The sequence below is a fragment of the Pseudacidovorax sp. 1753 genome, from assembly GCF_040544975.1.
GTDB lineage: Bacteria > Pseudomonadota > Gammaproteobacteria > Burkholderiales > Burkholderiaceae_C > Xenophilus.
On sequence record NZ_JBEPKY010000004.1, the window covers coordinates 1 to 25,162 of the forward strand.

Annotated in this window: 20 protein-coding genes; 7 read left to right on the forward strand and 13 right to left on the reverse strand. The window is 69.9% G+C overall.

The window, feature by feature from the left end; all coding sequences use genetic code 11:
* Positions 1-272 precede the first annotated feature (272 nt).
* Positions 273-2,516: a TonB-dependent siderophore receptor gene (locus ABIC63_RS05850; RefSeq protein WP_354319041.1), complete on the reverse strand. Its 2,244-nt coding sequence runs from the start codon at positions 2,514-2,516 to the stop codon at positions 273-275.
* Positions 2,517-2,709: 193 nt separating this feature from the next.
* Between ABIC63_RS05850 and ABIC63_RS05855 the strand changes: the two genes are divergently transcribed.
* Positions 2,710-3,723 carry an LLM class flavin-dependent oxidoreductase gene (locus ABIC63_RS05855; RefSeq protein ID WP_354319042.1) on the forward strand — a complete coding sequence of 338 codons (1,014 nt, stop codon included), beginning with the start codon at positions 2,710-2,712 and terminating at the stop codon, positions 3,721-3,723.
* Between the two features lie 51 nt (positions 3,724-3,774).
* On the opposite strand, the gene ABIC63_RS05860 is transcribed toward ABIC63_RS05855, so the two are convergent.
* From ABIC63_RS05860 to leuS, 5 genes are all read right to left on the reverse strand, one after another.
* Positions 3,775-4,683: a hypothetical protein gene (locus ABIC63_RS05860; protein WP_294366391.1), complete on the reverse strand. Its 909-nt coding sequence runs from the start codon at positions 4,681-4,683 to the stop codon at positions 3,775-3,777.
* Between the two features lie 211 nt (positions 4,684-4,894).
* Positions 4,895-5,620 (reverse strand): 5'-methylthioadenosine/adenosylhomocysteine nucleosidase, encoded by a 726-nt coding sequence (locus tag ABIC63_RS05865; RefSeq protein ID WP_502935853.1) that lies wholly within the window; start codon positions 5,618-5,620, stop codon positions 4,895-4,897.
* A 38-nt stretch (positions 5,621-5,658) separates the two neighbouring features.
* Positions 5,659-6,705: a DNA polymerase III subunit delta gene (gene holA / locus ABIC63_RS05870; protein WP_294366386.1), complete on the reverse strand. Its 1,047-nt coding sequence runs from the start codon at positions 6,703-6,705 to the stop codon at positions 5,659-5,661.
* Positions 6,706-6,718: 13 nt separating this feature from the next.
* Positions 6,719-7,282: an LPS-assembly lipoprotein LptE gene (locus ABIC63_RS05875; RefSeq protein WP_234193695.1), complete on the reverse strand. Its 564-nt coding sequence runs from the start codon at positions 7,280-7,282 to the stop codon at positions 6,719-6,721.
* Positions 7,279-9,933, reverse strand: coding sequence for a leucine--tRNA ligase (gene leuS / locus ABIC63_RS05880; protein ID WP_354319044.1), 2,655 nt, complete (start codon positions 9,931-9,933; stop codon positions 7,279-7,281). The genes ABIC63_RS05875 and leuS overlap by 4 nt, the downstream gene beginning before the upstream one ends.
* Positions 9,934-10,139: 206 nt before the next feature.
* On the opposite strand from leuS, the gene glgB reads away from it, so the two are divergent.
* The 5 genes from glgB to ABIC63_RS05905 are packed head-to-tail and all read left to right on the forward strand — an operon-like array spanning position 10,140 to position 19,724.
* Complete coding sequence (glgB, locus tag ABIC63_RS05885; protein WP_354319045.1) at positions 10,140-12,305, forward strand: 1,4-alpha-glucan branching protein GlgB; 2,166 nt, start codon at positions 10,140-10,142, stop codon at positions 12,303-12,305.
* Complete coding sequence (glgX, locus tag ABIC63_RS05890; protein WP_354319046.1) at positions 12,302-14,344, forward strand: glycogen debranching protein GlgX; 2,043 nt, start codon at positions 12,302-12,304, stop codon at positions 14,342-14,344. The genes glgB and glgX overlap by 4 nt, the downstream gene beginning before the upstream one ends.
* A gap of 57 nt (positions 14,345-14,401) precedes the next feature.
* Positions 14,402-15,721: a glucose-1-phosphate adenylyltransferase gene (gene glgC, locus ABIC63_RS05895; protein ID WP_354319047.1), complete on the forward strand. Its 1,320-nt coding sequence runs from the start codon at positions 14,402-14,404 to the stop codon at positions 15,719-15,721.
* Positions 15,721-17,196, forward strand: a complete 1,476-nt coding sequence (gene glgA, locus ABIC63_RS05900; protein ID WP_354319048.1) for a glycogen synthase GlgA — start codon at positions 15,721-15,723, stop codon at positions 17,194-17,196. Before glgC ends, glgA begins: the two co-directional genes overlap by 1 nt.
* A gap of 59 nt (positions 17,197-17,255) precedes the next feature.
* A complete protein-coding gene (locus tag ABIC63_RS05905) occupies positions 17,256-19,724 on the forward strand; it encodes a glycogen/starch/alpha-glucan phosphorylase (protein WP_354319049.1) in 2,469 nt (822 codons plus the stop codon).
* 106 nt (positions 19,725-19,830) lie between these two features.
* Here the strand turns inward: ABIC63_RS05905 and ABIC63_RS05910 are convergent, their stop codons facing one another.
* The 4 genes from ABIC63_RS05910 to ABIC63_RS05925 form a co-directional block, all read right to left on the reverse strand.
* Complete coding sequence (locus ABIC63_RS05910) at positions 19,831-20,295, reverse strand: ExbD/TolR family protein (RefSeq protein WP_294366374.1); 465 nt, start codon at positions 20,293-20,295, stop codon at positions 19,831-19,833.
* 67 nt (positions 20,296-20,362) lie between these two features.
* Positions 20,363-21,064 carry a MotA/TolQ/ExbB proton channel family protein gene (locus ABIC63_RS05915; protein ID WP_354319050.1) on the reverse strand — a complete coding sequence of 234 codons (702 nt, stop codon included), beginning with the start codon at positions 21,062-21,064 and terminating at the stop codon, positions 20,363-20,365.
* 38 nt (positions 21,065-21,102) lie between these two features.
* On the reverse strand, positions 21,103-21,942 hold the full coding sequence (gene dapB / locus ABIC63_RS05920) for a 4-hydroxy-tetrahydrodipicolinate reductase (protein ID WP_354319051.1): 840 nt from the start codon (positions 21,940-21,942) through the stop codon (positions 21,103-21,105).
* A 94-nt stretch (positions 21,943-22,036) separates the two neighbouring features.
* Complete coding sequence (locus tag ABIC63_RS05925; RefSeq protein WP_294366369.1) at positions 22,037-22,591, reverse strand: outer membrane protein assembly factor BamE; 555 nt, start codon at positions 22,589-22,591, stop codon at positions 22,037-22,039.
* A gap of 116 nt (positions 22,592-22,707) precedes the next feature.
* On the opposite strand from ABIC63_RS05925, the gene fur reads away from it, so the two are divergent.
* Positions 22,708-23,124, forward strand: a complete 417-nt coding sequence (gene fur, locus ABIC63_RS05930) for a ferric iron uptake transcriptional regulator (protein WP_076505370.1) — start codon at positions 22,708-22,710, stop codon at positions 23,122-23,124.
* Between the two features lie 21 nt (positions 23,125-23,145).
* On the opposite strand, the gene hprK is transcribed toward fur, so the two are convergent.
* The 3 genes from hprK to hpf form a co-directional block, all read right to left on the reverse strand.
* Positions 23,146-24,099 (reverse strand): HPr(Ser) kinase/phosphatase, encoded by a 954-nt coding sequence (hprK, locus tag ABIC63_RS05935; RefSeq protein ID WP_043119117.1) that lies wholly within the window; start codon positions 24,097-24,099, stop codon positions 23,146-23,148.
* 94 nt (positions 24,100-24,193) lie between these two features.
* Positions 24,194-24,661: a PTS sugar transporter subunit IIA gene (locus tag ABIC63_RS05940; protein ID WP_294366364.1), complete on the reverse strand. Its 468-nt coding sequence runs from the start codon at positions 24,659-24,661 to the stop codon at positions 24,194-24,196.
* Positions 24,662-24,805: 144 nt separating this feature from the next.
* On the reverse strand, positions 24,806-25,135 hold the full coding sequence (gene hpf / locus ABIC63_RS05945) for a ribosome hibernation-promoting factor, HPF/YfiA family (protein WP_017757964.1): 330 nt from the start codon (positions 25,133-25,135) through the stop codon (positions 24,806-24,808).
* Positions 25,136-25,162: the final 27 nt, after the last annotated feature.

Sequence of the window (25,162 nt, forward strand, 5' to 3'; positions counted from 1 at the left end):
AGCGCGAAGCGCGTAGCGAGTTCTGCCGCGGCCCGTCTGTCCGAGCACCGGAGGGGAGTCGGCGCGCAGCGCCGACCGCCCCACTTGAAGCGCCGCCACGCCCTCACCGGCGCCAGGGCCGGACCATCGACCGCGACTACCGACTACCGACTACCGACTACCGACTGCGGACCGCAAACCGCAAACCGCAAACCACTATCACCGCCACCGGGCGCAGCAGCAAAACACCCCAGGCCCAAGCAACCGTCAGCTCAGCCCACAGTAACAAGCCCTCAGAACTTCGCCCGCAAGGTCAGCATGATGTTGCGCGGATCGGCGTAATTGGCGTAGTCCAGGTTGGCCCAGTACTTCTTGTTCGTCGCGTTGTTGATGTTCAGCGTCGCGCTCAGCCGCTCGTTGAACTTCCACGTCGCTCGCAGGTTCAGCACCGCCACCGGCGGATCGGTCACCGTCACCGTGCCCAGGATCGGATGCGGAATGTTGAAGCCCTCGATCTTGGTCTGCCACTGCAGCCCACCGCCCACCGACAACGGCGCCAATGCACCGCTCAGCTGGTAGTCGGTCGACAGCTGCAGCAGGTACTCGGGGAAGTTCGCGTAGATCAGGTCGCTCGCGTTGCGCTCCACCTTCGTGCGCGTCAGGCCCGCACTCACACGCCAGCGCGGTGTCACGAAGCCGGCCAGTTCGGCCTCGAAGCCGTACGAGCGCGTGCCGTCCACCGCCCGGTAGGCCGAGCTGTTATCGGGCAGCGTGCCGGCCGGCACGCTGGAGTCGCGCACACCGAAGTTGTCCTGCTTGGTCTCGTAGATCGCGAAGTTGCCCGTGAGGCGACCGTCCAGCAGGTTGCCCTTGATGCCGATCTCCGCATTGCTGCCCGTCACCGGCGCCAGCGGGTTGTTGTTGGCGTCGCGGTAGTTCTGCGGGTTGAAGATGCGGCCGTAGCTGGCATAGATCGACGCATCCGGCGTGACGTCGTACATCAGGCCCACGAAGGGCGTGCTCTTGCGCTCCACCTTCTGCACGCCGGTAGTGCTCACGTACTGACCCGCCGTGTTGAAGCTGCTGGTCGCACGCTCCCAGTTGGTCAGGCGCACGCCGGTCATGAGCGACAGCGCATCGGTCAGCCGCCAGCGGCCCGACGCATACAGGCCGGTCTGGTCGGTGGTCTGCTCGTTCCAGGCGCCCGTCTTGCGGTAGTAGGGCTGCGGCGCGTAGCCGTTCCAGGCGTAGATGTTGGGGATGTCGTAGCGCCAGCTGGACAGCGAGGTGTAGCCATCGGTGCGCGTCACCGTGTGGTAGTCGGCAATGCCCAGCACCACGTCGTGCGTGCGGCCGCCGATGTGCAGCTTGCCCGAGAGGTAGGTGTCGATGGCGTTCTGCGTCTCGGTGCCGCCGCCCACGGACCCGTACAGCGTGATGCCGGCACCGGTCAGGCGGTTGATGAAGGGCGCCGACAAGGTGGTGCGTCCGTAACCATAGGTCCGCAGGCTGAAGGTCTCGCCCTCGGTGCGGGCAATGCTCGCGCGCAGGCTCCAGTCGTCGTTGAACTGGTGCTCCAGGTTGGCGTACAGCGTCTCCGACTCGCGGCTCCAGCGCGTCCACGAGGGCGAGAAGCTGGTGGAGACCGGCAGGTCGATCTTGCCGCCGTCCGTGGCAAAGCGCGGGATCGTTCCCCAGATGGGCGCCTTGGGGTCGTTCTTCTGCCGCTGGTAGCCGATGGAGGCCACGGTGCTGCTGCCCAGGTCGGCCTCCACCACGGCCAGCATGGCGTTCTTGTCCTCCGAGTAGCGGTCGCGGAAGGAGTCCCTCTTCTGCGGCGCGATGACGAAGCGGCTGCGCACGCTGCCGTCGGCATTGAGGGGCACGTTCAGGTCCAGCTCGGCGCGCTTGAAGTCCCACGAGCCGGCCGACAGCGACACCGAGCCCGCAAACTGCCGCTGCGGCCGCTTGCGCGTCAGGCTCACCGTGGCCGAGGGCGTGCCCACGCCGGTCAGGATGCCATTGGCGCCGCGCACGACGTCGATGCGCTCGTACAGCGCGGTGTCGAACTCCTGGTTGGTCGTGCTGCTGTAGCTGGGCAGGCCATCGATCTGGAAGTCGGTGATCTGGAAGCCGCGCGCAAAGTACAGCGGGCGCTGCGTGTCGTAGAAGCTCACGGCCACGCCGTTCACGTTGCGCAGCACGGCGTCGATGCTGGTGAGCGACTGGCGCTCGATCTGCTCGCGGGTGACGCTGGTGACGGACTGCGGCGTCTCGCGGGCCGTGAGCGGCAGGCGGGTGGTGGCACTTTCGCGCGCACCCTGCACCGTGACCGCATCGAGCGACTTCTGGAGCGACCGCCGCGCGGCAGGCGCCTCGGGGGCTTCGGCGGCCGGTTCCGCGGTCTCCGCGGTCGTCTGCGACCAGGCGGGCAACGCACCCAGCGCGAACGCGGCCAGGGCCAGCGGACGCAGCGGGAGGCGCGGGGAGGAGAAAGAAGAAGGGACGGCCGAACGCGACCGGCGGCAAGCAGGCATGCAATGCTCCTGGGGCAGGAATGAAAGGGCTGGCTGGCAGCGCTTTCCCCACAGGAACGCACAGCTTGCTATGGCGAAAAACGGCAGATTGTAAGAAGCCGTGCCAAGCCCCCACGACGGGCCGGTGCGTCGGCCTCCGGCGCGCAAGGGCCCACGCCGGCAGGATCAATCCGATCGGTTCATGATCGGCGCCATGTCCGATTCGCAGCAGTTGCCCCTGTCCATCCTCGACCTGTCCCCGATCCGCGACGACGGCGATGCGGGACAGTCTTTCCGCCACTCGCTCTCGCTCGCCCAGCATGGCGAGGCGCTGGGCTTTCGCCGCTACTGGCTGGCCGAGCACCATGGCATGCCGGGCATCGCCAGCGCGGCCACCTCCACCCTGCTGGCCTACATCGGCGCCGGCACCCGGTCGATCCGCATCGGTGCCGGCGGCGTGATGCTGCCCAACCATTCACCGCTGGTCATCGCCGAGCAGTTCGGCACGCTGGAGTCGCTGTACCCCGGCCGCATCGACCTGGGCCTGGGCCGCGCCCCCGGATCGGACCAGCGCACCTCGCGTGCGCTGCGGCGCGACCTGGCCAGCGATGCCGACCAGTTTCCGCAGGACGTGCTGGAACTGATGGATTTCATGAGCCCCGAGCCGCGCCAGCCCGTGCTGGCGGTGCCCGGCCGCGGTCTGCAGGTGCCCGTGTGGATCCTGGGCAGCAGCACCTTCGGTGCGCAACTGGCGGCGCACCTGGGCCTGCCCTATGCCTTCGCCTCGCACTTCGCGCCGCAGCAGCTGATGCCGGCGTTGCGCATCTACCGCGAGACCTTCAAGCCCTCCGCCCAGCTGGCCAAACCCTACGCCATGGCCGGCTTCAACATCTTTGCAGCGGACGACGAGGCCCAGGCCCATCTGCTGGCCAGTTCGTGGCAGCAGTCCTTCGTCAACCTGCGTAGCGGCCGGCCGGGCCGCCTGCCGCCGCCGGTGACGGGCTACCGCGAGCGCATCGGCCCGTCCGAGAACATGCTGCTCGACAGCGTGCTCTCCTGCGCCGCCATCGGCACCAAGGAGACGGTGCGCGCCGGCCTGCAGGACTTCATGGACCGCACCGGCGTGCAGGAAGTGATCGTCGCCAGCGGCATCTACGACCATGCCGCACGGCTGCGCTCGTACGAGATCGCGGCCGAGGCCGCGCGCGAACTGCGCCTGCCCGCCTGAGGCAGGCCGGCGAAAGGCGGCGGCGCCTTGTGGAGCCGCCGCCGCGCCCGATCAGAAGCGGGCCTTGACCGCCGCGACCGGGCCCTGGAACTTGATGCGCAGCCCCTGCAGGCCGGGGTCGTCGCGCTTCAGGTCCACGTCGGTGACGGCATAAGCCAGCGACACGCCCACGTTGCGCCACGGGAACCATTCCGCACCCAGCTGCGCGTTGTAGATGCTGCCGTGCACGCCGCTGCTGCCGCCCTTGCGGATGCCCGAGGCATCGAAGAACAGGCGCAGGTCGGGCGAGATGGCATGCCGCACGCCCACTTCCAGCATGGGCGCCACGGCGTCGTCGCTGTCCTGGCGGCTGTAGTTGCCGCTGGTGCCGTAGAAGCCCAGGCTGGGCAGATTGGCGCTGGCTGCGGCGAAGGCATTGGTCTCCAGCTTGACCTTGTAGTAACCGATGCCGGCGCCGATGCCGAACACCGTGTTGCCCGAGCCGAACCAGTAGCGGTAGCCCAGGCGGGCCACGTCCAGGTCGAAGTTCAGGTTCAGGCCGGCCGTGCCAGTGACGCCGAAGGGGCCACTTGTGTAGCCCGCGGTGCCGGCGTTGGCGTAGTTCTGGCTGTAGCGGAAGGCCTCGAAGGAGATGCCGTGGTTGTCGCCGAGCAGGATCTCGCCGGCGATGCGCGGCAGCGCCTTGCGGTCGGCGGTCACGTCGCCGGTATTGAAGGAAGCGAAGGAATTGCCCACGGTCGCGCTGACCTTGGGCTCGGCATAGAAGGCGCCGACCGACAGGCTGATGCGGTCCAGCGCGGGCGAGACGGTCGGGCGCAGGGCCGGATCGGTGGCCATCGCGGTCTGCTGTTGGGCCAGGGCGGACAGGGGCAGCAGCACGGAGCCGGCCGCCAGGGCCAGGGGCACGCCGGCGCGGCGCAGCGGACGGGGCGAGGAAGTGGAGGGCGAGAAGCGGGGCATGGTGCCGGTTCCTTCGACGGAAAGGGAAGACGAGCGCGGAGGTGCGGAAAGAAGGAGCGGACGGAAGCCGCCCGACCCCCGCGGTGCCAGCAGGGCCGGGACGTGCAAGCCGTCCACTCGAATGCAGCCTATCGGTCGCCAGGCCGTGGCCAAGCGGAACGCGTCTTTCCTCGGTGTAGGACGGCCGCTGAGCCGCGTCCGTCCGGCGCGGTCAGAGCCTGGCGAGCGCCCGCCGCACGATGGCCGCGCTGAAGGGGCTGGCGACACGTGCGACGAAGCGGCCGAAGTCCGCGTGGGCCGCGTCGTCGGCCCGGTCGGAGATGGTGCGCACGGCCGCGAAGGGCACGCCCCAGTCGTGGCAGACCTGGGCGACGGCGGCGCCTTCCATCTCCACGGCCAGCGCGTCGGGCAGGTCAGCGCGCAACGCGGCACTTTCGGCCGCCGTGGCGACGAAGCGGTCGCCGCTCACGATCAGGCCGCGGTGCAGCCGCGCCTGCGTCAGCGCGAACTCGGCCTGCACCTCGGCCGGCAGGTGCGTGGGCAACGCGGCCAGCACTTCCTGCGTCGCGGCGGCCACGGCGTCGGCCAGCGCGGCGTCGGCCGCAAAACGGGCGATGCCGGTCAGCGGCACCTCGTGGCGCGGAAAGAGCGGCGAGGCGTCCATGTCGTGCTGCAGCAGCTCGCGCGCCACCACCACGTCGCCCACGGCCACGCCGTCGCCCAGGCCGCCGGCCACGCCGGTGAAGAGCACGGCCCGCACGCCGTAGCGCGCCAGCAGCACGGCGGCCGTGGTGGCGGCGGCGACCTTGCCGATGCGCGAGAGCACCACGACCACGGGCCGGCCCTCCAGGTGGCCGCGCCAGAACTGGCGGCCGGCGACCGTCTCGGCCTGTTCGTCGGGCATGGCGGCAAGCAGGGCCGCCAGCTCCTCGTGCATGGCGCCGACGATGGCGATGGGGGCGTCTTCTGCAGCGCTCACGCGCACAGCTTCGCCGTCATCAGCCCCAGCCGCTGCAGCGCCTGCCAGGGGTCGGCGGGCCAGTCGGGCTGCTTGAGGCCCTTGACGATGCCGTCGGTAACATGCGCGGCGCGCAGCAGGCGGGCCAGCGCGCGCGGCGTGAGGCGCGGCAGCACGCGCTCGAAGGCGCGCTCGCGCGGGCCCCAGATGCGGTTCTCGCGCAGGGCCATGGGCAGCGGACGGCCCGCCTCCATGGCGTCGCGCACGCGCTTGAGGGCGCGGATGTCCTCGGCCAGCGTGTAGTGCACCAGCACCGCCGCCTCGCCCTCGGCCTGCAGGCCGCTGAGCATGCGGGCCACGCGCGGGGCGTTGCCCGAGAGCACTGCGTCCGACAGCTTGAACACGTCGTAGCGGGCCACGTTGTTGACGGCGGCCTCGACCTGTTCCCAGCCCAGCTCACCCGGCGGGTGCAGCAGGGCGAGCTTCTGGATCTCCTGATGGGCGGCGAGCAGGTTGCCTTCCACCCGGTCGGCGAAGAACTGCAGCGTGCGCTGGCCCTCCTCGCCGGCCTTCACGCGCTGGCCCTGGCGCGCCAGGCGCTGGGCGATCCACTGCGGCAGGGCGCCGCGTTCGACCGGGTCGACCTGCAGCGTGACGCCGTGCGACTCCAGGGCACCGAACCAGGCCCCGCTCTTGGTCATCTTGTCCAGCCGCGGCAGGAAGACCAGCGTGAGCGTGCCGTCGCTGGCCGAGGCCCCCTCGGCGATCTGCTGCAGGGCGGTGCTGCCGTCCTTGCCGGGCTTGCCCGACGGGATGCGGATCTCGATCAGCTGCCGGTCGGCGAAGAGGCTGAGCGAGCCGCCCGCGGCCAGCACGCTGCTCCAGTCGAAGTGGGCGCCGGCCACGGTGAAGCTGCTGCGCTCGGTGTAGCCGGCCGCGCGGCCCGCCGTGCGGATGGCGTCGGCCGCCTCCTGCACCAGCAGCGGCTCGTCGCCGTGCACGGTGTAGAGGGTGCGCAGGCCCTTGGCCAGGTGCGCGTCGAGCTGGGCGGCGGCCAGTTGCATCGGGACGACGGACTCAGGACGCGGCGGGCGGCTTGGCCGCCGCCAGGCGGCGCACCAGCTGCTGGGCCATGTCCTGCATCATGTCGCGGTACAGGAAGTTCTGTTCCGCTTCCTTGGCCAGCACGGTGTTCTCGTTGTAGCTGATGTCGCGCGACAGCGTGATCGAGGTCTTGGGGATCAGCTCGCGGCCGTCCTTGGTGCGCAGCCGGTAGCTGATCTGCAGCGTGATCGACAGGTCGCGGGCCTGGCCCGTGGAATTGGTCGACAGGATGGCGCTGTTGCGGGACTCGTCGCTGAGCTCACAGATGGCCTCGGCCTCGGCCACCGGGTCGGTGTTGGCCAGCACCTTCAGGTCGCCCTGGCCGCGCAAGGCGCGGCGCAGCTCGGCGGCCACGCCCGGTACGCCGGTCACGGCGATGGAGCGGAAGGGAAACTGCGCGGCCCCGCGCAGCCGGAAGCCGCAGCCGCCCAGCAGCGCGGCCACGGGCAGCATGGCCGCACCCGCCAGCAGGCCGCGGCGCGAGACGCGCTGCGCCGTGTCCGACGGCCGCCCGGCAAGGCGCGCGCCCGTCGTCATGCCACCACCACGTTGACCAGGCGACCCGGCACCACGATCACACGCTTCACGGCCTGGCCGTTCGCATGCTTGGTGAAGGCCTCGCTGGCCACGGCCAGGGCCTCGATCTCGGCCTTGTCGGCGCTGGCCGGCACCACCACGGCGCCGCGCAGCTTGCCATTGATCTGCAGCATGAGTTCGACCTCGTCCTGCGCCAGGGCGCTTTCGTCGACCACGGGCCAGGGCGCATCGAGCAGCACGCCCTGCGCATCCGCGTAGCCGAGCTGCTTCCACAGCTGGTGCGTCAGGTGCGGCGCGACCGGGTAGAGCACCCGCAGCAGGATGCCGAAGCCTTCGCGCAGCGCGGCCACGCCGCCTTCCTCGCCCTCGGCCTTGAAACCTTCGAGCGCGTTGAGCAGCTTCATCGCGCCGGAGACGACGGTGTTGTACTGCATGCGCTGGTAGTCGTAGTCGACCTGGCGCAGCACGGTGTGCACCTCACGGCGCAGGGCCTTGGCGGCCTTGCCGGGCGCGGCGCCATCGGCGGCGGGCATCGCGGCCAGCGCCTGGCCGAAGTTCCACACGCGGCGCAAGAAGCGGAAGCTGCCTTCCACCGCCGCGTCGTTCCACTCCAGGGTGGCCTCGGGCGGCGCGGTGAACATGGTGTACAGGCGCGCGGTGTCGGCGCCGTACTTCTCGATCAGCTCCTGCGGATCGACGCCGTTGCGCTCGCTCTTGCCCATCTTGCCGACGCCGCCGTACTCGACCACCGTGCCGTCGGCCGTGGTGCCGCCGGTGATGCGGCCCTGCGCGTCCAGCGTGGGCGTGACCTCGGAGGGCGGGAAGTAGTCCTTGCCGCCCTTGGCGTTGCGCTTGAAATAGATGTGGTTGAGCACCATGCCCTGCGTGAGCAGGCGGGTGAAGGGCTCGTCGATCGTCACCAGGCCCAGGTCGCGCATCACCTTGGTCCAGAAGCGCGCGTACAGCAGGTGCAGGATGGCGTGCTCGATGCCGCCGATGTACTGGTCCATGCCGCTGCCGCCAGCGGCATTGCCCTGGCCCCGCATCCAGTAGCGGGCGCCGTCGGCCACCATGGCCTGGTCGTTGGCCGGGTCGCAGTAGCGCATGAAGTACCACGAGCTGTCCACGAAGGTGTCCATCGTGTCCGTCTCGCGGCGGGCCGGCTTGCCGCAGGTGGGACAGGTGCAGGCGAGGAAGTCCTCGCGCTTGTTCAGCGGATTGCCGCTGCCGTCGGGCACGCAGTCGGTGGGCAGCACCACGGGCAGGTCCTGCTCGGGCACGGGCACCGGGCCGCAGTCGGGGCAGTGGATGATGGGGATCGGCGTGCCCCAGTAGCGCTGGCGGCTGATGCCCCAGTCGCGCAGGCGCCAGGTGGTCTTCTTGGCGCCCAGGCCCTTTTCCTCCAGCGCGTGCGCCACGGCGTCCACCGCCTCCTGGTGGCGCATGCCGCTGAAGTTGTCGGAGTTGATGGTGACGCCGCGCTCCTTGTCGGCATACCAGTCCTGCCACTTGTGGAAGTCGAAGTGCGGCTCGTCGTCCACCAGCACCACCTGCACGATCGGGATGCCGTACTTGTTGGCGAAGGCGAAGTCGCGCTCGTCATGCGCCGGCACGCCCATGACGGCGCCGTCGCCGTAGCTCATGAGCACGTAGTTGCCGACCCAGACGGGGACCTGTTCGTCGGTGATCGGGTGCGTGACCGTGAGGCCGGTGGGCACGCCCTTCTTCTCCTGCGTGGCCAGCTCGGCCTCGGTCACGCCGCCGGCCTTGCACTCGGCGATGAAGGCGGCGATCTCGGGGTTGCTGGCGGCGGCATGCGCGGCCAGCGGGTGCTCCGGCGCCACGGCGCAGAAGGTCACGCCCATGATGGTGTCGGCCCGCGTCGTGAAGACGTACATGCGGCCGTCCTGGATCGGCGCACCGTCCGCACCGCGGATGTCGTGCGTGAAGGCGAAGCGCACGCCGCTGCTCTTGCCGATCCAGTTCTCCTGCATCAGCCGCACGCGCTCGGGCCAGCCGGGCAGCTTGTGCTGGACGTGGTCGAGCAGCTCTTCGGCGTAGTCGGTGATCTTGAGGTAGTAGCCGGGGATCTCGCGCTTCTCGACCGGGGCGCCGGTGCGCCAGCCCCGACCGTCGATCACCTGCTCGTTGGCCAGCACGGTCTGGTCCACCGGGTCCCAGTTGACGACCTGGGTCTTGCGGTAGGCGATGCCCTTCTCGAGCATCTTCAGGAACAGCCACTGGTTCCACTTGTAGTAGCTGGGGTCGCAGGTGGCGACCTCGCGGCTCCAGTCGATGGCCAGGCCCATGGCCTGCAGCTGGCCCTTCATGTACGCGATGTTCTCGTACGTCCACTTGGCCGGCGGCACGCCGTTCTTGAGCGCCGCGTTCTCGGCCGGCAGGCCGAAGGCGTCCCAGCCCATGGGCATGAGCACGTTGTAGCCGCTCATGCGCAGGTAGCGCGCCAGCATGTCGTTGATGGTGTAGTTGCGCACATGGCCCATGTGCAGCTTGCCGCTGGGGTACGGCAGCATGGAGCAGGCGTAGTACTTCTTCTTGCCCGCGACCTCGGTCACGCGGTAGACATCGGCGGCGGTCCAGTCGGCCTGGGCGGCGGACTCGACTTCACTCGGTTGGTAGGTGGGATTCATGGGCTTGGCACAGGCGCCCGGCGCAGGGCGGGCCGGGGACCGGCGATTATCAGGGCTTGGCGCAGGCCGCACGGGGTGGCCCGTTTCTCGCTTGCGGCGCGGGCGACCACCGGTACCGCCCTGGCCTCCCGTCCCGCCGGACGGCCCAGGGTATTCGCTACATTTGGAACCCCTGCGGCGTCCTCTTCGCCTTCCCCCTTTTCCGAATGCTTTCCGACGGCGAAATCCAGTCCCTCATGCGGGCCGAGCATGGCGACCCCTTCGCCGTGCTCGGCCCGCACCGCGTGGCCGGCGGGCTGCGCATCGCGGCCCTGCTGCCGGGGGCGCGTCAGGTGGCGGTGCTGCATGCGGCCTCGGGCGATCCGCTGGCGGTGCTGCAGCGCCAGGGCGACTCGGATGTCTTCGCCGCCCTGGTGCCCGCCGCCCCGGCCGAACTGGGCTACCTGTTGCAGGTGCAGTGGGACGACGGCCATGCCTCCCGCCTGCACGACCCCTACCGCTTCGGGCCCGTGCTGTCCGACCTGGACGTGTGGCTGCTGGCCGAAGGCACGCACCTGCGGCCCTTCGAGGTGCTGGGCGCGCATCCGCGCGTCCAGGCCGGCGTGCACGGCGTGGCCTTTGCCGTCTGGGCGCCGCATGCGCGACGGGTGTCGGTGGTGGGCGACTTCAACACCTGGGACGGTCGCCGCCACCTGATGCGGCGGCGCCCCGAATGCGGCGTGTGGGAGATCTTCGCGCCGCACGTGCAGCCGGGCGATGCCTACGAATTCGAGATCCTGGCCGCGGACGGGGCGCTGCTGCGCAAGGCCGACCCCTACGCCTTCGGCGCCCGCCTGCGGCCCGGCACCGCCAGCGTGGTTCGCGAATTGCCGCCGCCCCTGCCGCTGCCGCCCGAGCGCGCTGCCGCCAACCGGCGCGACGCGCCCATCAGCATCTACGAGGTGCACCTGGGCTCCTGGCACCGCAAGAACGGCCATGAATGGCTCAGCTACCGCGAGCTGGCCGAGACGCTGGTGCCCTATGCCGCCGGGCTGGGCTTCACCCACCTGGAGCTGCTGCCCGTCAGCGAACATCCCTTCGACGGCTCCTGGGGCTACCAGCCCATCGGCCTGTATGCGCCGACCTCGCGCTTCGGCACGCCGGAGGACTTTCGCCATTTCGTGCAGGCCGCCCATGCCGCCGGGCTGGGCGTGATCCTGGACTGGGTGCCGGCGCACTTTCCCACCGACGCGCATGGCCTGGCGCGCTTCGACGGCACCGCCCTTTACGAGTACGAGGACCGGCGCGAGGGCTTCCACCGCGACTGGAACACGCTCATCTTCAACTGGAAGCGCACCGAGGTCTGCAACTACCTGGTCGGCAACGCCCTGTACTGGCTGGAGCGCTTCGGCATCGATGGGCTGCGGGTGGACGCGGTGGCCTCCATGCTCTACCGCGACTACAGCCGCCCGCACGGCGAGTGGCTGCCCAACGAACACGGGGGCCGCGAGAACCTGGAAGCCATCGCCTTCCTGCGCCGCATGAACCAGGTGGTGGGCACCGAGCGACCCGGCGCCGTCACCTTCGCCGAGGAATCGACCAGCTTCCCCCGCGTCACCCAGCCGCCCGAAGCCGGCGGCCTGGGCTTCCACTACAAATGGAACATGGGCTGGATGAATGACACGCTGGCCTACGCCCACACCGATCCGCTGCACCGCCGCCACCAGCACCGGCAGATCACCTTCGGCCTGATGTACGCCCACAGCGAGAACTTCGTGCTCCCGCTGTCGCACGACGAGGTGGTGCACGGCAAGGGCCCGCTCATCGACAAGATGGCCGGCGGCGACGACTGGCAGCGCTTTGCCGGGCTGCGGCTTTTGTACGGCTGGCAATGGGCCTATCCGGGCAAGAAGCTGCTGTTCATGGGTGGCGAGTTCGCCCAGACGCGCGAATGGAGCCACGACCGCGGCCTGGACTGGCAGTTGCTCGACCACGCGCCGCACCAGGGCGTGCAGCGCCTGGTGCGCGAGCTCAACCGCCTGTACCGCCACTTTCCGGCCCTGTTCGAGCAGGACTGCGAGCCGCAGGGCTTCGAATGGATGGTGCACGACGACGAGGCGCAGTCCGTCTTCGCCTTCGTGCGCCGCGCCCCCGACGGCGCCCTGCTGCTGGCGGTGGCCAACTTCACGCCCGTGGTGCGCCACGACTACCGCGTGGGCGTGCCCCGGGCCGGCGCCTGGCGCGAGGTGCTCAACACCGACAGCGAACGCTTCGGCGGCAGCGGCGTGGTCAACGGGATGGCCAACACGGTGCCCGAGCCGATGCACGGCCAGGACCAGCACCTGGCGATCGCCGTGCCGCCGCTGGCGGTGACGTGGTGGACCCTCGCATGAGCCTGCTCGCCGGTCGGCCGCATCCCCTCGGCGCCACGCTCCTGCCCGGCGGCGGCGTCAACTTCGCCCTCGTCGCACCGCGGGCCGAAGCGGTGGAGCTGTGCCTGTTCGACGCCGAGGGCCGCCACGAGCAGCAGCGTCTGAAGCTCGCGCACTGCACCGACGGCGTCTGGCACGGCCTGCTGCCGGCGGCGCGCGCCGGGCTGGTCTACGGCTGGCGCGTGCACGGCCCCTGGGCGCCGCACGAAGGCCATCGCTTCAACCCGGCCAAGCTGCTGCTGGACCCGTATGCGCGCGAGGTGGTCGGCCAGTACCGGGGCGAAGACCTCTTCCTGGGCCATGTCCCGGGCCAGCCCGAGGTGCGCGACACGCGCGACAACGCCGCCATCGCCCTCAAGGCCCGCGTGACCGCCCCGCTGCCGCCGCTGGCCGTGCCGCGGCCGCGTATCGCGGCGGGCGAACGGGTGCTCTACGAGCTGCACCCCAAGGGCCACACCATGCTGCATCCGGCCGTGCCGCCGGAGCACCGCGGCCGCTATGCCGGCCTGGCCCAGCCGGCGGTGCTCGACCATCTGCATCGCCTCGGCGTGACCACGCTGAGCCTGATGCCCGTGCAGCACCGCGCCGACGAAGAACGTCTGCAGAAGCTGGGGCTGGCCAATTACTGGGGCTACAGCCCAATCGGCTGGTTCGCGCCCGAGGCGCGCTATGCCAGCGAAGGCGGCAGTCCCGTGGCCGAGTTCCGTGCCCTCGCCGAGGCGGTGCATGCGCGCGGCATGGAACTGGTGATCGACGTGGTGTTCAACCACAGCGCGGAGACCGACGAGCTGGGCCCGACGCTCTCGCTGCGCGGCATCGACAACGCCCTCTACTACCGCCTGCGCGCCGACGCCCCGGCCTTCTACGAGAACTGGAGCGGCTGCGGCAACTGCCTGGACTTCTCCGAGCCGCGCGTGGTGCAGCTGGCCATGGACGCCCTGCGCCACTGGGTCACCGAGCTGGGCGTGGACGGCTTCCGCTTCGACCTGGGGCCCATGCTGGGCCGCGGCACGGATGGCGGCTTCGACGCCCGCGCACCCTTCCTGGCCGCCTGCCTGCAGGACCCGGTGCTCTCGCAGGCGCTGCTGATCGCCGAGCCCTGGGACATCGGCCCCGGCGGCTACCAGCTGGGGGCCTTCCCGCCCGGCTGGCTGGAATGGAACGACCGCTTCCGCGACACGCAGCGCGCCTTCTGGTTGCACCGTGCCGTCGGCCGCGGCGAGTTCGCACACCGGCTCGCCGGCTCCAGCGGCGAGTTCCACCACGACGGCCGGGCGCCCACGGCCAGCGTCAACTTCATCACCGCGCACGACGGCTTCAACCTGCGCGACCTGCTCAGCTACAACGAGCGCCACAACCTGGCCAACGGCGAGCAGGGCCGCGACGGCCATGCCCACAACCTCGGCCACAACCAGGGCGTGGAGGGCGACACCGACGACGCGGCCGTCCTGGCCCGCCGCCGGCGCCTGGCGCGCACCCTGCTGGCGGCGCTGATGTGCGCCCAGGGCACGCCCATGCTGCTGGCGGGCGACGAGTTGGGCCACAGCCAGGGCGGCAACAACAACGCCTACTGCCAGGACAACGAGACCACCTGGATCGACTGGACCCGCGCCGATGCCGCGCTGGTGGACTTCACCGCCCGCCTCACGGCCCTGCGCCGCCGGGCGGCGCCGCTGCGCCGCACCCGCTGGTGGCCCGCCGAGCCGGCCGCGAACGAACCCCGTCTGCGCTGGCTGGCGCCCGAGGGCCGTCCCATGGAGCCCGCCGACTGGGAACGCGGCCAGGCCCACGCCATGGCCGTCCGCTTCGAGGGCGAGGCGGGCGAGGGCGACTGGCTGCTGCTGGTCAACGCCGGGGATGGCCCGGCACCGTTCGTGCTACCTCCTGGCGACTGGCACCTGCACCTGGCCACCGACGACGAGACACCCACCGCGCCGCGCAACCTGTCCACCCACGAGACGGTGCCGTCCGGCACGCTCTGGCTGGCCGGGCCGGCCTGACGACGGCTGACTTTGCTTTCCACAAGACCGACACCGACCCCACAGGAGACTCACGGGATGGACCATTCCCTCGAAACCCATCAGCTGGTGCGACGAAGCATCGCCCTGGTCCTGGCCGGCGGCCGGGGCTCGCGGCTCAAGCAGCTGACCGACCGCCGCGCCAAGCCGGCCGTCTTCTTCGGCGGCAAGTTCCGCATCATCGATTTCGCGCTGTCCAACTGCATCAACTCCGGCATCCGCCGGGTGGCGGTGGTCACCCAGTACAAGTCGCATTCGCTCATGCGCCACCTGCAGAGCGGCTGGAACTTCCTGCGCGCCGAGTTCGGCGAGATGGTCGAGGTGCTGCCCGCCCAGCAGCGGGTGAGCGAAGACCACTGGTACCGCGGCACGGCCGATGCCGTCTACCAGAACGCGGACATCATCCGCTCGCGCTCGCACCGGCACGACTACGTGGTGGTGCTGGCCGGCGACCACATCTACAAGATGGACTACTCCATCATGCTGCGCGACCACGTGGCCAACGGCGGCGGCTGCACCGTCGGCTGCATCGAGGTGCCGCGCGAGGAGGCCACCGCCTTCGGCGTGATGGCGGTGGACGAATCCCGCCGCGTCACCGCCTTCATCGAGAAGCCGGCCGACCCGCCCCCGATGCCCGGCAAGCCCGATGTGGCGCTGGCCAGCATGGGCATCTACATCTTCGACGCCGAGTACCTCTACCGCCTGCTGGAGGAGGATGCCGACAACCCCGAGTCGGAGCACGACTTCGGCAAGAACATCATCCCGCGCGCCGTGGCCGAGCGCCGGGCGCTGGCGCATCCCTTCGGCATGTCCTGCGTGAGCCGGGTGCAGGGCGTCGTGCCCTACTGGCGCGACGTGGGCACGATCGACGCCTTTTGGTCGGCCAACCTCGACCTCGCCTCCATCACGCCCGAACTCGACATCTACGACGACGACTGGCCGATCTGGACCTACCAGCGCCAGTTGCCGCCGGCCAAGTTCGTGCCCGACCGCGACGGCAACCCGGGGCAGGCGGTGAACATCATCGTCTCGGGCGGCTGCATCGTCTCGGGCTCCGGCGTGCGCAACTCGGTGCTGTTCTCCGGCGTGCGGGTGCATTCCTTCTGCGACATCGAGGAGGCGGTGATCCTGCCCGACGTGACCATCGGCCGCGGCTGCAAGCTGCGCAAGGTGGTGATCGACCGCGCCTGCGTGCTGCCCGACGGGCTGATCGTGGGCGAGGACCCGGTGGCCGACGCCGAGCGCTTCGAGCGCACGGCCGGCGGGGTGGTGCTGATCACGCGCGAGATGCTGCGCCGGCTCGGTCTGCAGCAGCCGGTGGAGAACCTCGCCAGCTACGGAAAGGGTGGCTCGGCCTGATGCGCATCCTGCAAGTGAGCGCGGAGCTGTTCCCGCTGCTCAAGACCGGCGGCCTGGCCGACGTGGCCGGCGCCCTGCCCCTGGCCCTGGCGGCCGCGGGCGCCGACGCCCGCGTGCTGCTGCCCGCCTTTCCCGCCATCGCGGCCGGCGTGGCCGATGCCCGGCCAGTGGCCCCGTTCCACGCACCCTGGGGCGAGCCGGCCCTGCTGCGCTTCGGCTACATCGACGGCGGCGCCGGCCGGCTGCTGCCCACCTACCTGGTCGATTCGCCCGCCCTGTACGACCGGCCGGGCAACCCCTACGAAGGCCCAGGCAAGCAGCCCTACGGCGACAACCACCGCCGTTTCGCCATGCTGGGCTGGGCGGCCGCGCTGCTGGCCCAGGGACTGGACCCGCTGTGGCGCCCCGAGCTGCTGCATGCGCACGACTGGCACGCCGGCCTGGCGCCGGCCTACCTGGCTTTCGCGCGCCAGCGCGGCCAGGGCGCGGACGTGCGCAGCGTCTTCACCATCCACAACCTGGCCTACCAGGGCCAGTTCGGCGGATGGGCCTTCGCCGAGCTGGGTCTGCCGCCCGAAGCCTTCCAGGTCGAGGGACTGGAATACCACGGCGACGTGTCCTTCATGAAGGCCGGTCTGTTCTACGCCGACCGCATCACCACCGTCAGCCCCACCTATGCCCGCGAGATCCAGACGCCCGAGCAGGGCTTCGGTCTGGACGGCCTGCTGCGCGCGCGCAGCGGCGCGCTGCACGGCATCCTCAATGCGGTGGACGAGACGGTGTGGAACCCCGCCACCGACAGCCACCTGGCGCAGCGCTTTTCCATGCCCGAGGGCCGGCGCATGGCAGGCAAGGCCCGCTGCAAGGCGGCCCTGCAGCACGAGCTGGGCCTGGCGGTGGACGAGCGCGCGCCGCTGTTCATCGTGGTCAGCCGGCTGACCGAGCAGAAGGGCCTGCACCTGGTGCTGGGCGGCATCGACGGGCTGCTCGAACGCGGCGGCCAGCTGGCCTTGCTGGGCAGCGGCGACGCCTGGATGGAGCAGGCCTTCCGCGAGCGCGCCGCCGTCCAGCCCAAGCGCATCGCTGCGCGCATCGGCTACGACGAGCCGCTGGCCCACCGCCTCTTCGGCGGCGCCGACGTGGTGCTGGTGCCCTCGCGCTTCGAGCCCTGCGGTCTGACGCAGATGTACGGCCTGCGCTACGGCGCCCTGCCGCTGGTGCACCGCGTGGGCGGCCTGGCCGACACGGTGGTGGACTGCGCGCTGGAGAACATGGCCGAGGGCACGGCCACCGGTTTCGTCTTCGAGCGCTTCGAGGGCGAGGACTACGCCCGCGCCCTGCGCCGGGCCTTCGCCCTGTACGAGCGACCCGCCGACTGGCGCCGCGTGCGGGCCACCGCCATGCGCCGGCCGGCCGACTGGGGCACCGCCGCTGAGCACTATCTCACGGTCTACCGGGAGGCCCTGGCCCATTAAATGCTGGGGAACCTTCGGCGCCGGGCCCCTTCCCATCCACGAAAGCTTTCAAGAACGCCATGACTCCAGCCGACTTCGAATACGACCATCCCGATCGTGACGTTGCCGCCTTCAAGCGCTCCGTGGCGACCAAGCTCATGTACGCCGTCGGCAAGGACCCGGTGGCCGCCAGCCAGGACGACTGGCTCGCCGCCACCGCCCTGGCCGTGCGCGACCAGCTGGTCGAGCGCTGGATGGCCACCACCCGCGCCAGCTATGCGCAGGACGTCAAGCGCGTGTACTACCTGTCGATGGAATTCCTCATCGGCCGCACCTTCACCAACGCCCTGCTGGCCGTCGACCTGTACGACACGGTCAAGGCCGCGCTGGCCGACTTCGACATCGACGTCAGCGCCCTGGCCGAGCGCGAGCCCGATGCGGCGCTGGGCAATGGTGGCCTGGGCCGGCTGGCCGCCTGCTTCCTGGATTCCATGGCCACGCTGGGCGTGCCGGGCATGGGCTACGGCATCCGCTACGAATACGGCATGTTCCGCCAGCGCATCATCGACGGCCAGCAGGTAGAGACGCCCGACTACTGGCTCACGCGCGGCAATCCCTGGGAATTCCAGCGGCCGGAGGTCAAGTACCGGGTGCGCTTCGGCGGCCATGTGGAAGGCCGCCAGGCCTACGGCACCGCCAAGTGGGTGGGCACCCACGACGTGCTGGCCATCGCCTACGACACCATCATTCCGGGCTACGGCACGCAGGCCACCAACACGCTGCGGCTGTGGTCGGCCCGCGCCACCGAAGAGATCGACCTCTCGGCCTTCAACCGCGGCAACTACTTCGAGGCGGTGGAGACCAAGAACCACTCCGAGAACGTCTCGCGCGTGCTCTACCCCGACGACTCCACCCTGTCGGGCAAGGAGCTGCGCCTGCACCAGGAGTACTTCTTCTGCAGCGCCAGCGTGCAGGATCTGGTGCGCCGCTACCTGCGCACGCACACCGGCTTCGACCATCTGCACGAGAAGGTCAGCATCCACCTGAACGACACCCATCCGGTGCTGGCCGTCCCCGAGCTGATGCGCCTGCTGGTGGACGAATACGACGTGGGCTGGGACGACGCCTGGGCCCAGACGCAGAAGGTCTTCAGCTACACCAACCACACGCTGATGCACGAAGCGCTGGAGACCTGGCCGGTGGAGATGCTCGGCCGCGTGCTGCCCCGCCACCTGCAGATCATCTTCGACATCAACGCCCGCTTCCTGGGCGAGGTGGCCGCCCAGGTGGGCCAGGACACGGACCTGATGCGCCGGCTGTCGCTGGTGGACGAATCCGGCGAGCGGCGCGTGCGCATGGCCTACTTGGCGGTGCTGGCCAGCCATTCGGTCAACGGCGTGTCGGCGCTGCATTCGGAGCTGATGAAGCAGTCCATCTTCGCGGACTTCGCGCGGCTCTTCCCGGAGCGCTTCAACAACAAGACCAACGGCGTCACGCCGCGCCGCTGGCTGGCCCAGGCCAACCCGCCGCTGGCCGCGCTGCTGGACAAGCGCATCGGCCGCGGCTGGCGGCGCGACCTGTCGCAGCTCGAAGCCCTCAAGCCCATGGCCGAGCAGCCCACCTTCGTGCGCGCCTTCCGCCATGCCAAGCGCGAGAACAAGCTGCGCCTGGCCAACTGGATCGAGCAGCACATGGGCGTGGTGGTGGACACCGACGCCATGTTCGACGTGCAGGTCAAGCGCATCCACGAGTACAAGCGCCAGCTGCTGAATGTGCTGCACGTCGTCACGCGCTACCACCGCATCCTGGACGATCCGCACGGCCACCATGTGCCGCGCGTCGTGATCTTCGCGGGCAAGGCGGCCTCGGCCTATTTCACGGCCAAGCAGGTGATCCGGCTCATCAACGACGTGGCCGCGGTCATCAACGCGGACGAGCGCGTGGGCAAGCTGCTGAAGGTGGTGTTCCTGCCCAACTACTCCGTGAGCCTGGCCGAGATCATCATGCCGGCGGCCGACCTGTCGGAGCAGATCTCCACCGCCGGCACCGAGGCTTCGGGAACCGGCAACATGAAGTTCGCGATCAACGGCGCGCTGACCATCGGCACGCTGGACGGTGCCAACGTGGAGATGAAGGAGAACGTCGGCGACGACAACATCTTCATCTTCGGCAACACCACGCCGCAGGTGGCCGAGATCCGCGCCAAGGGCTACCGGCCGCGCGAGTTCTACGAAGGCGATGCCGAGCTCAAGCGCACGCTGGACGCGATCCAGTCGGGCGCCTTCTCGCCCGGCGAGCCGGGCCGCTACCAGGGCCTGTTCGACACGCTGGTGAACTGGGGCGATCACTACCTGCTGCTGGCCGACTATGCCGCCTATGTGGCCAAGCAGGCCGAAGTGGATGCGCTCTACCGCGACGCCGACGCCTGGGCGCGCAAGGCCATCCTGAACGTGGCGGGCATGGGCGTGTTCTCATCGGACCGCACCATCGCCGAATACGCGCACGACATCTGGCGGACGAAGCCTGTGGTGCTGGGCAAGGCGGGCTGAGGGCGGTGCGCGGTCACCGTTTGGCGCCGCTGCGGGGCAAGAGGCGGTCGGCCACGGACCGGCGGCCAAGCCTGCTTTTGGCCGATGCGCCGGCCGACGCAGTTGCTCAGCGTGGCGACGCGCCAGCGCGATCGATGGACGCCGGCTCGGCCACGAAGCCGATGCGCTGGATGCCCGCCTCGCGCGCCGCGTCCATCAGCGTGACGATCTCGCCATAGGGCCGGCTGCGGTCGGCGCGCAGTTGCAGTTCGATGTCCGGCACGCCCGCGGCGGCGGTGCGCAGCCGCTGCGTCAGCGCCTTGGCATCGGCAACAGGCTGGTCGTCCACGAACAGACGGCCCTGCGCGTCCAGCGCCAAGGTGATGGCGCGCGGCTGCTCCATCGGCGCGGCGGCCCCTGCAGCGGGCAGGTCGAGGCGGATCGAGCTGGCCATCAGCGGCGCCGTCACGATGAAGATCACCAGCAGCACGAGCATCACGTCCACCAGCGGCGTGACGTTGATGTCGGCCATCGGCCGCGCAGCGGGGCCGGTGCGCGGGTTCAGGCGGTCGGTGCTGCGGCCGAAGGCCATGGTGCGGGGTCGTCCTGCGAGGTGGGGATGAGAGCTCGCTCGGCTGTAGCAAGCGGCAGAGCGGCGATCAGGCCGTCACCGGCATCGGCCGCGCAGGGGGCATCGGTGCCGTCGCCGGCTCGGGTGCGAACACGGCCAGCAGGTCGTGCGCGAAGCCTTCAAGCTCGGCCTCCATGTGGCCGATGATGCGGCCGAAGACGTTGTAGGCCGCCACGGCCGGCAGGGCCACGGCCAGGCCGAAGGCGGTCATGATCAGCGCCTCGCCCACCGGGCCGGCCACCTTGTCGATGGTGAAGCCGCCCGCCTGGCCCGCGATGCTCACCAGCGCGCCATGGATGCCCCACACCGTGCCCAGCAGGCCGACGAAGGGGGCGGTCGCGCCGATGGTGGCCAGCAGGATCTGCCCCGCCTGCAGCTGCCGCAGCACGGCCTGGAGCGCATCGCGCAGCGCCCGGGTGAGCGGTGCCTGCGGCTGGCCCAGGGCCTGCAGCGTGTCGGGTTGGGTGCGTGCGGGCAGCGACTGCACCGCCTGCGCCAGCGGCAGCACATGGCGGCGCGGGTCGAGCCCGGCCAGTCGGGCCACGCCCTCGCCCACGTCCGGCGCCTGCCAGAAGAGCGCCACCGCGCGGGCCAGCCGGCCGGCGCCGCCGCGCAGCACCCACGCTTTCCACAGCAGCGTGACCCAGCTGGCCACCGACATCAGCAGCAGCAACAAGGCGACGCCGCGGCCGACGGCGTCGGCCTGGTCCAGCAGCGAAAGGGCACCCATCGTCTGCTCGCGCGGTCGCGTTGGAGGGGATGGCGCGCTCAGCGCAGGCCGAGCACGTCGAACATGTCGAACAGGCCGGCCTTCTGGCCGGCCAGGAAGCGCACCGCGCGCAGGCTGCCCTGGGCATAGCCGGCGCGGCTGCTGGACTTGTGCGAGATCTCGATGCGCTCGCCCGTGCCGGCGAACAGCACGGTGTGGTCGCCCACGATGTCACCGCCGCGGATGGTGGCGAAGCCGATGGTGGAGGGGTCGCGCTCGCCCGTGACGCCTTCGCGGGCGTAGACGGCGCAGTCCTTCAGGTCGCGGCCCAGCGCGTCGGCGATCACCTCGCCCATCTTGAGCGCGGTGCCCGAGGGGGCGTCCACCTTGTGGCGGTGGTGGGCCTCGATGACCTCGATGTCGTAGCCGGTGGAAAGCGCCTTGGCCGCCATCTCCAGCAGCTTGAATGTGACGTTCACGCCGACGCTCATGTTGGGCGCCATGACGATGGCGATGTCCTTGGCGATCTCGGCGATCTCGGCCTTCTGCGCATCGCTGAAGCCGGTTGTGCCGATCACGGCCTGCACACCCAGCTCGCGGCAGACGGCCAGATGGGCCATCGTGCCTTCGGGGCGGGTGAAGTCGATCAGCACCTGCGCACCGGCGAGGCCAGTCCGCAGGTCGGCCGTCACGGCCACGCCGGAGGCAAAGCCCAGGAAGGCGCCCGCATCGCCGCCCAGCGTGGGGCTGCCTTCGCGGTCGAGGGCGCCGGCCAGCTGGCAGTCGTCCGCGGCGCGCACCGCCTCGATCAGCATGTGGCCCATGCGGCCGGAGGCGCCCGCGACGGCGATGCGGTGCGAGGCGAAAGACGGAGAGGAGGCGACGGGAGCGGCGGTCATGCGCGTTCGCTTTCGGTGCGGGAGGGCAAGAACAACAAAGGCCGCCGGGCCGGCCGCGTTGCGACGGCGGCGACCGGCGGCCTGGGGAGAAGGTTCAGCGGGTTTCGAGCGGCGGGTAGCTCGGCGGCAGCGGCTGGGTGCTGCGCGGCAGGTCCTGCGTGGGCGACGCGGACACGGCCGGTTTGAATTTCTTGAGCTCGTCTTCCGAGGCCTGCAGCTCGGGCACCTTGCCGCTGCGCTTGCGGGTGTCCAGCGTGGCGACGAATTCCTCTTCGGAAGGCATGGTGTCGCCCTCGAAGCGGGCCAGCGTGTCGCCCTCGAAGAACACCGTCAGGCGGCGTTGCTGCGGCTCGACGCCCTGGCGGCGGATGGTGAAAACGTAGTCCCAGCGGTTGGCATGGAAGACGTCGGTGAGCAGCGGCGTGCCCAGGATCTCGCGCACCTGCTGGCGCGACATGCCGGTCTTGAGGGCGTCCACCTGCTCCTTGGAGACGAAGTTGCCCTGCACCACCTCGACCTTGTACGGCGTGATCGCGTTGAGGGCGCCGCGCACACGATCACCGGTGCTGCTGCAGCCGGCGATGCCGACGCCGACCAGCAGGACGGCCGCCAGACGAAAGCCGCTCGGGCGGAGAAGTTGTCCAGGCATGGGGAAAAAGCGTGGCGATATGATCCGGGCATTGTAGCGGCCGGCCTCTGCCAGGGCGGCTCCGACCCACAGGCAGCGCGGGCATGCCACCCGCCTCGCCAATGCCGGAATCCACCATGGGCAACATCGAAGAACTCAAGAGCACCGGCCTCAAAGCCACCCTTCCCCGCCTGAAGATCCTGGAGATCTTCCAGACCGGCGGCCAGCGCCACATGACGGCCGAAGACGTGTTCCGCGTGCTGCTGAACGAGCGCTCCGACATCGGCCTGGCCACCGTGTACCGCGTGCTGACCCAGTTCGAGCAGGCCGGCATCCTGGAGCGCAGCCACTTCGAGAGCGGCAAGGCCGTCTACGAACTCAATGAGGGCACGCACCACGACCACCTCGTGTGCACCGTCTGCGGCAAGGTCGAGGAGTTCTACGACGCCGAGATCGAGCGCCGCCAGCAGATGATCGCCAAGGACAAGGGCTGGGAACTGCAGGATCACGCCATGTCGCTCTACGGCGTGTGCAACGACTGCAGGAACCGATAGCACCCACCGCTGTTTCGCGGCTCACGCGCCGCCGTTTTCCATCGCCTTGTGGTGGCGGGCGACGAAATCGGCATAGGTGTCGATACCGCGCAGTTGCAGGATGGAGTTGCGCACGGCGGCTTCGACCAGCACGGCGATGTTGCGGCCGGCCACCACCTGGATGACCACCTTGCGGATCGGCACGCCCAGCACGTCCTGCGTGAGCGGCTCGGCGGGCATGCGCTCGTAGTCGCGCTCGAAGGAGTCGCGGCGCACGAGGTGCACGATGAGCTTGAGCCGCATCTTCCGGCGCACCGCCGTCTCGCCGAAGATGGCCTTGATGTCCAGCAGGCCGATGCCGCGCACCTCCAGCAGGTTCTGCAGCAGGTCGGGACAGCGGCCCTCGATGGTGGCCTGGTTGATGCGGAACAGGTCGACCGCGTCGTCGGCCACCAGGCCATTGCCGCGCGAGATCAGCTCCAGACCCAGTTCGCTTTTGCCCAGGCCCGATTCGCCGGTGATCATCACGCCCATGCCCAGGATGTCCATGAACACGCCGTGCATCGAGGTGCGCTCGGCGAAGTGCTTGGACAGGTAGGCCCGCAGCACGTCGATGACGAAGGCCGAGGATTCGCGGGTGGCGAAGAGCGGCAGTTGCGCCCGCTCGCAGATGGACAGCAGCTCGTCCGGCGCGGCCTGGCCATCGGCCAGCACCAGCATGGGCGGCTCCAGCGTGACGATGCGCGCCACGCGCCGGGCGCAGTCCTCGGGCGATCCGCGCGTGAGGTACGCGACCTCGCGAGCGCCCATGATCTGCACGCGGTAGGGATGGATGTAGTTCAGATAGCCGACCAGGTCGGCGGCCGAGCGGGCATTGCTGATGACCTCGGGGTCGAACTGCCGCTCCGAGGCGCCGAGGCCCGCCAGCCACTCCCAGCGCAGGGAGCCGCGGAAATCCTCGAACATCGCATCGGCACTGATGACGGTGGGCTTCATGCGGCCATTGTCCACAGAGGCGAGCCCCCGTCGGGGCACCCGCGCGACGTCATGAGAAAGCAGGAAAGGGCGCGAGCCCCGGGGCGTGCGCCCCTCAGACCACCTGGGCCGAGCGCCAGCCCGCGATCAGGGCATGCAGCTCGCTGGCGTCGACGCTGCTCTTGATCTTCTCGCGCAGGGGCGCATCGCTCAGCATCTCGGCGATCTCGGAGAGGATCTCCAGATGCTTCTGCGTGGCCGTCTCCGGCACCAGCAGGAAGATGAGCAGCGCCACGGGCTGCTCGTCGGGCGCGTCGAAACCGATGGGATGGGCCAGCTGGAAGACCGCCGCCATCGGCGATTTCAGGCCCTTGATGCGACCGTGCGGGATGGCCACGCCATGGCCCAGACCGGTCGAACCGAGACGCTCGCGGGCGAACAGGCTGTCGGTGATGAGCGCGCGGCCGAGGCCGTGCAGGTTCTCGAACAGCAGGCCCGCTTCCTCGAAAGCACGCTTCTTGCTGGTGGCGTCCACGCTCACGAGCACTTGAGCGGACGGCAGGATGGATGCGAGTCGGTTCATGGTGGGGGGCGAATCGGGGCGCGATTATGCACCCGGGCTAACCCTTGTACCAGACATGGAAAAGCCGCCCGGAGGCGGCTTTTCAAGAGGATTTGCCCCGAGCAGGGGCTCGGCGGCATGGCAGGCGGTGTCGCCTGCGGGACTTCACATCAGGCGCTTGGGCGAGGGATGTCCATGATCCTGGAGACGGTCCTTGTGGCGGACGACCTGGCGGTCGAGCTTGTCCATGAGTTCGTCCACCGCCGCATACAGGTCGGCATGGCTGGACTCGGCGAACATGTCGTTGCCCTTCACGTGGATGCTGCATTCGGCGCGTTGCCGGCGTTCCTTTTCCTTCTGCTTCTCCACGGTAAGGATCACCTTGACGTCCACCACGCGGTCGAAGTGCCGCGTGATGCGGTCGAGCTTGGTGGTGACGTAGCTGCGCAGCGAAGGCGTGACGTCGAGGTGATGGCCGCTGATCGTCAAATTCATGAATGACCTCCTGGAATTGACGGTTGG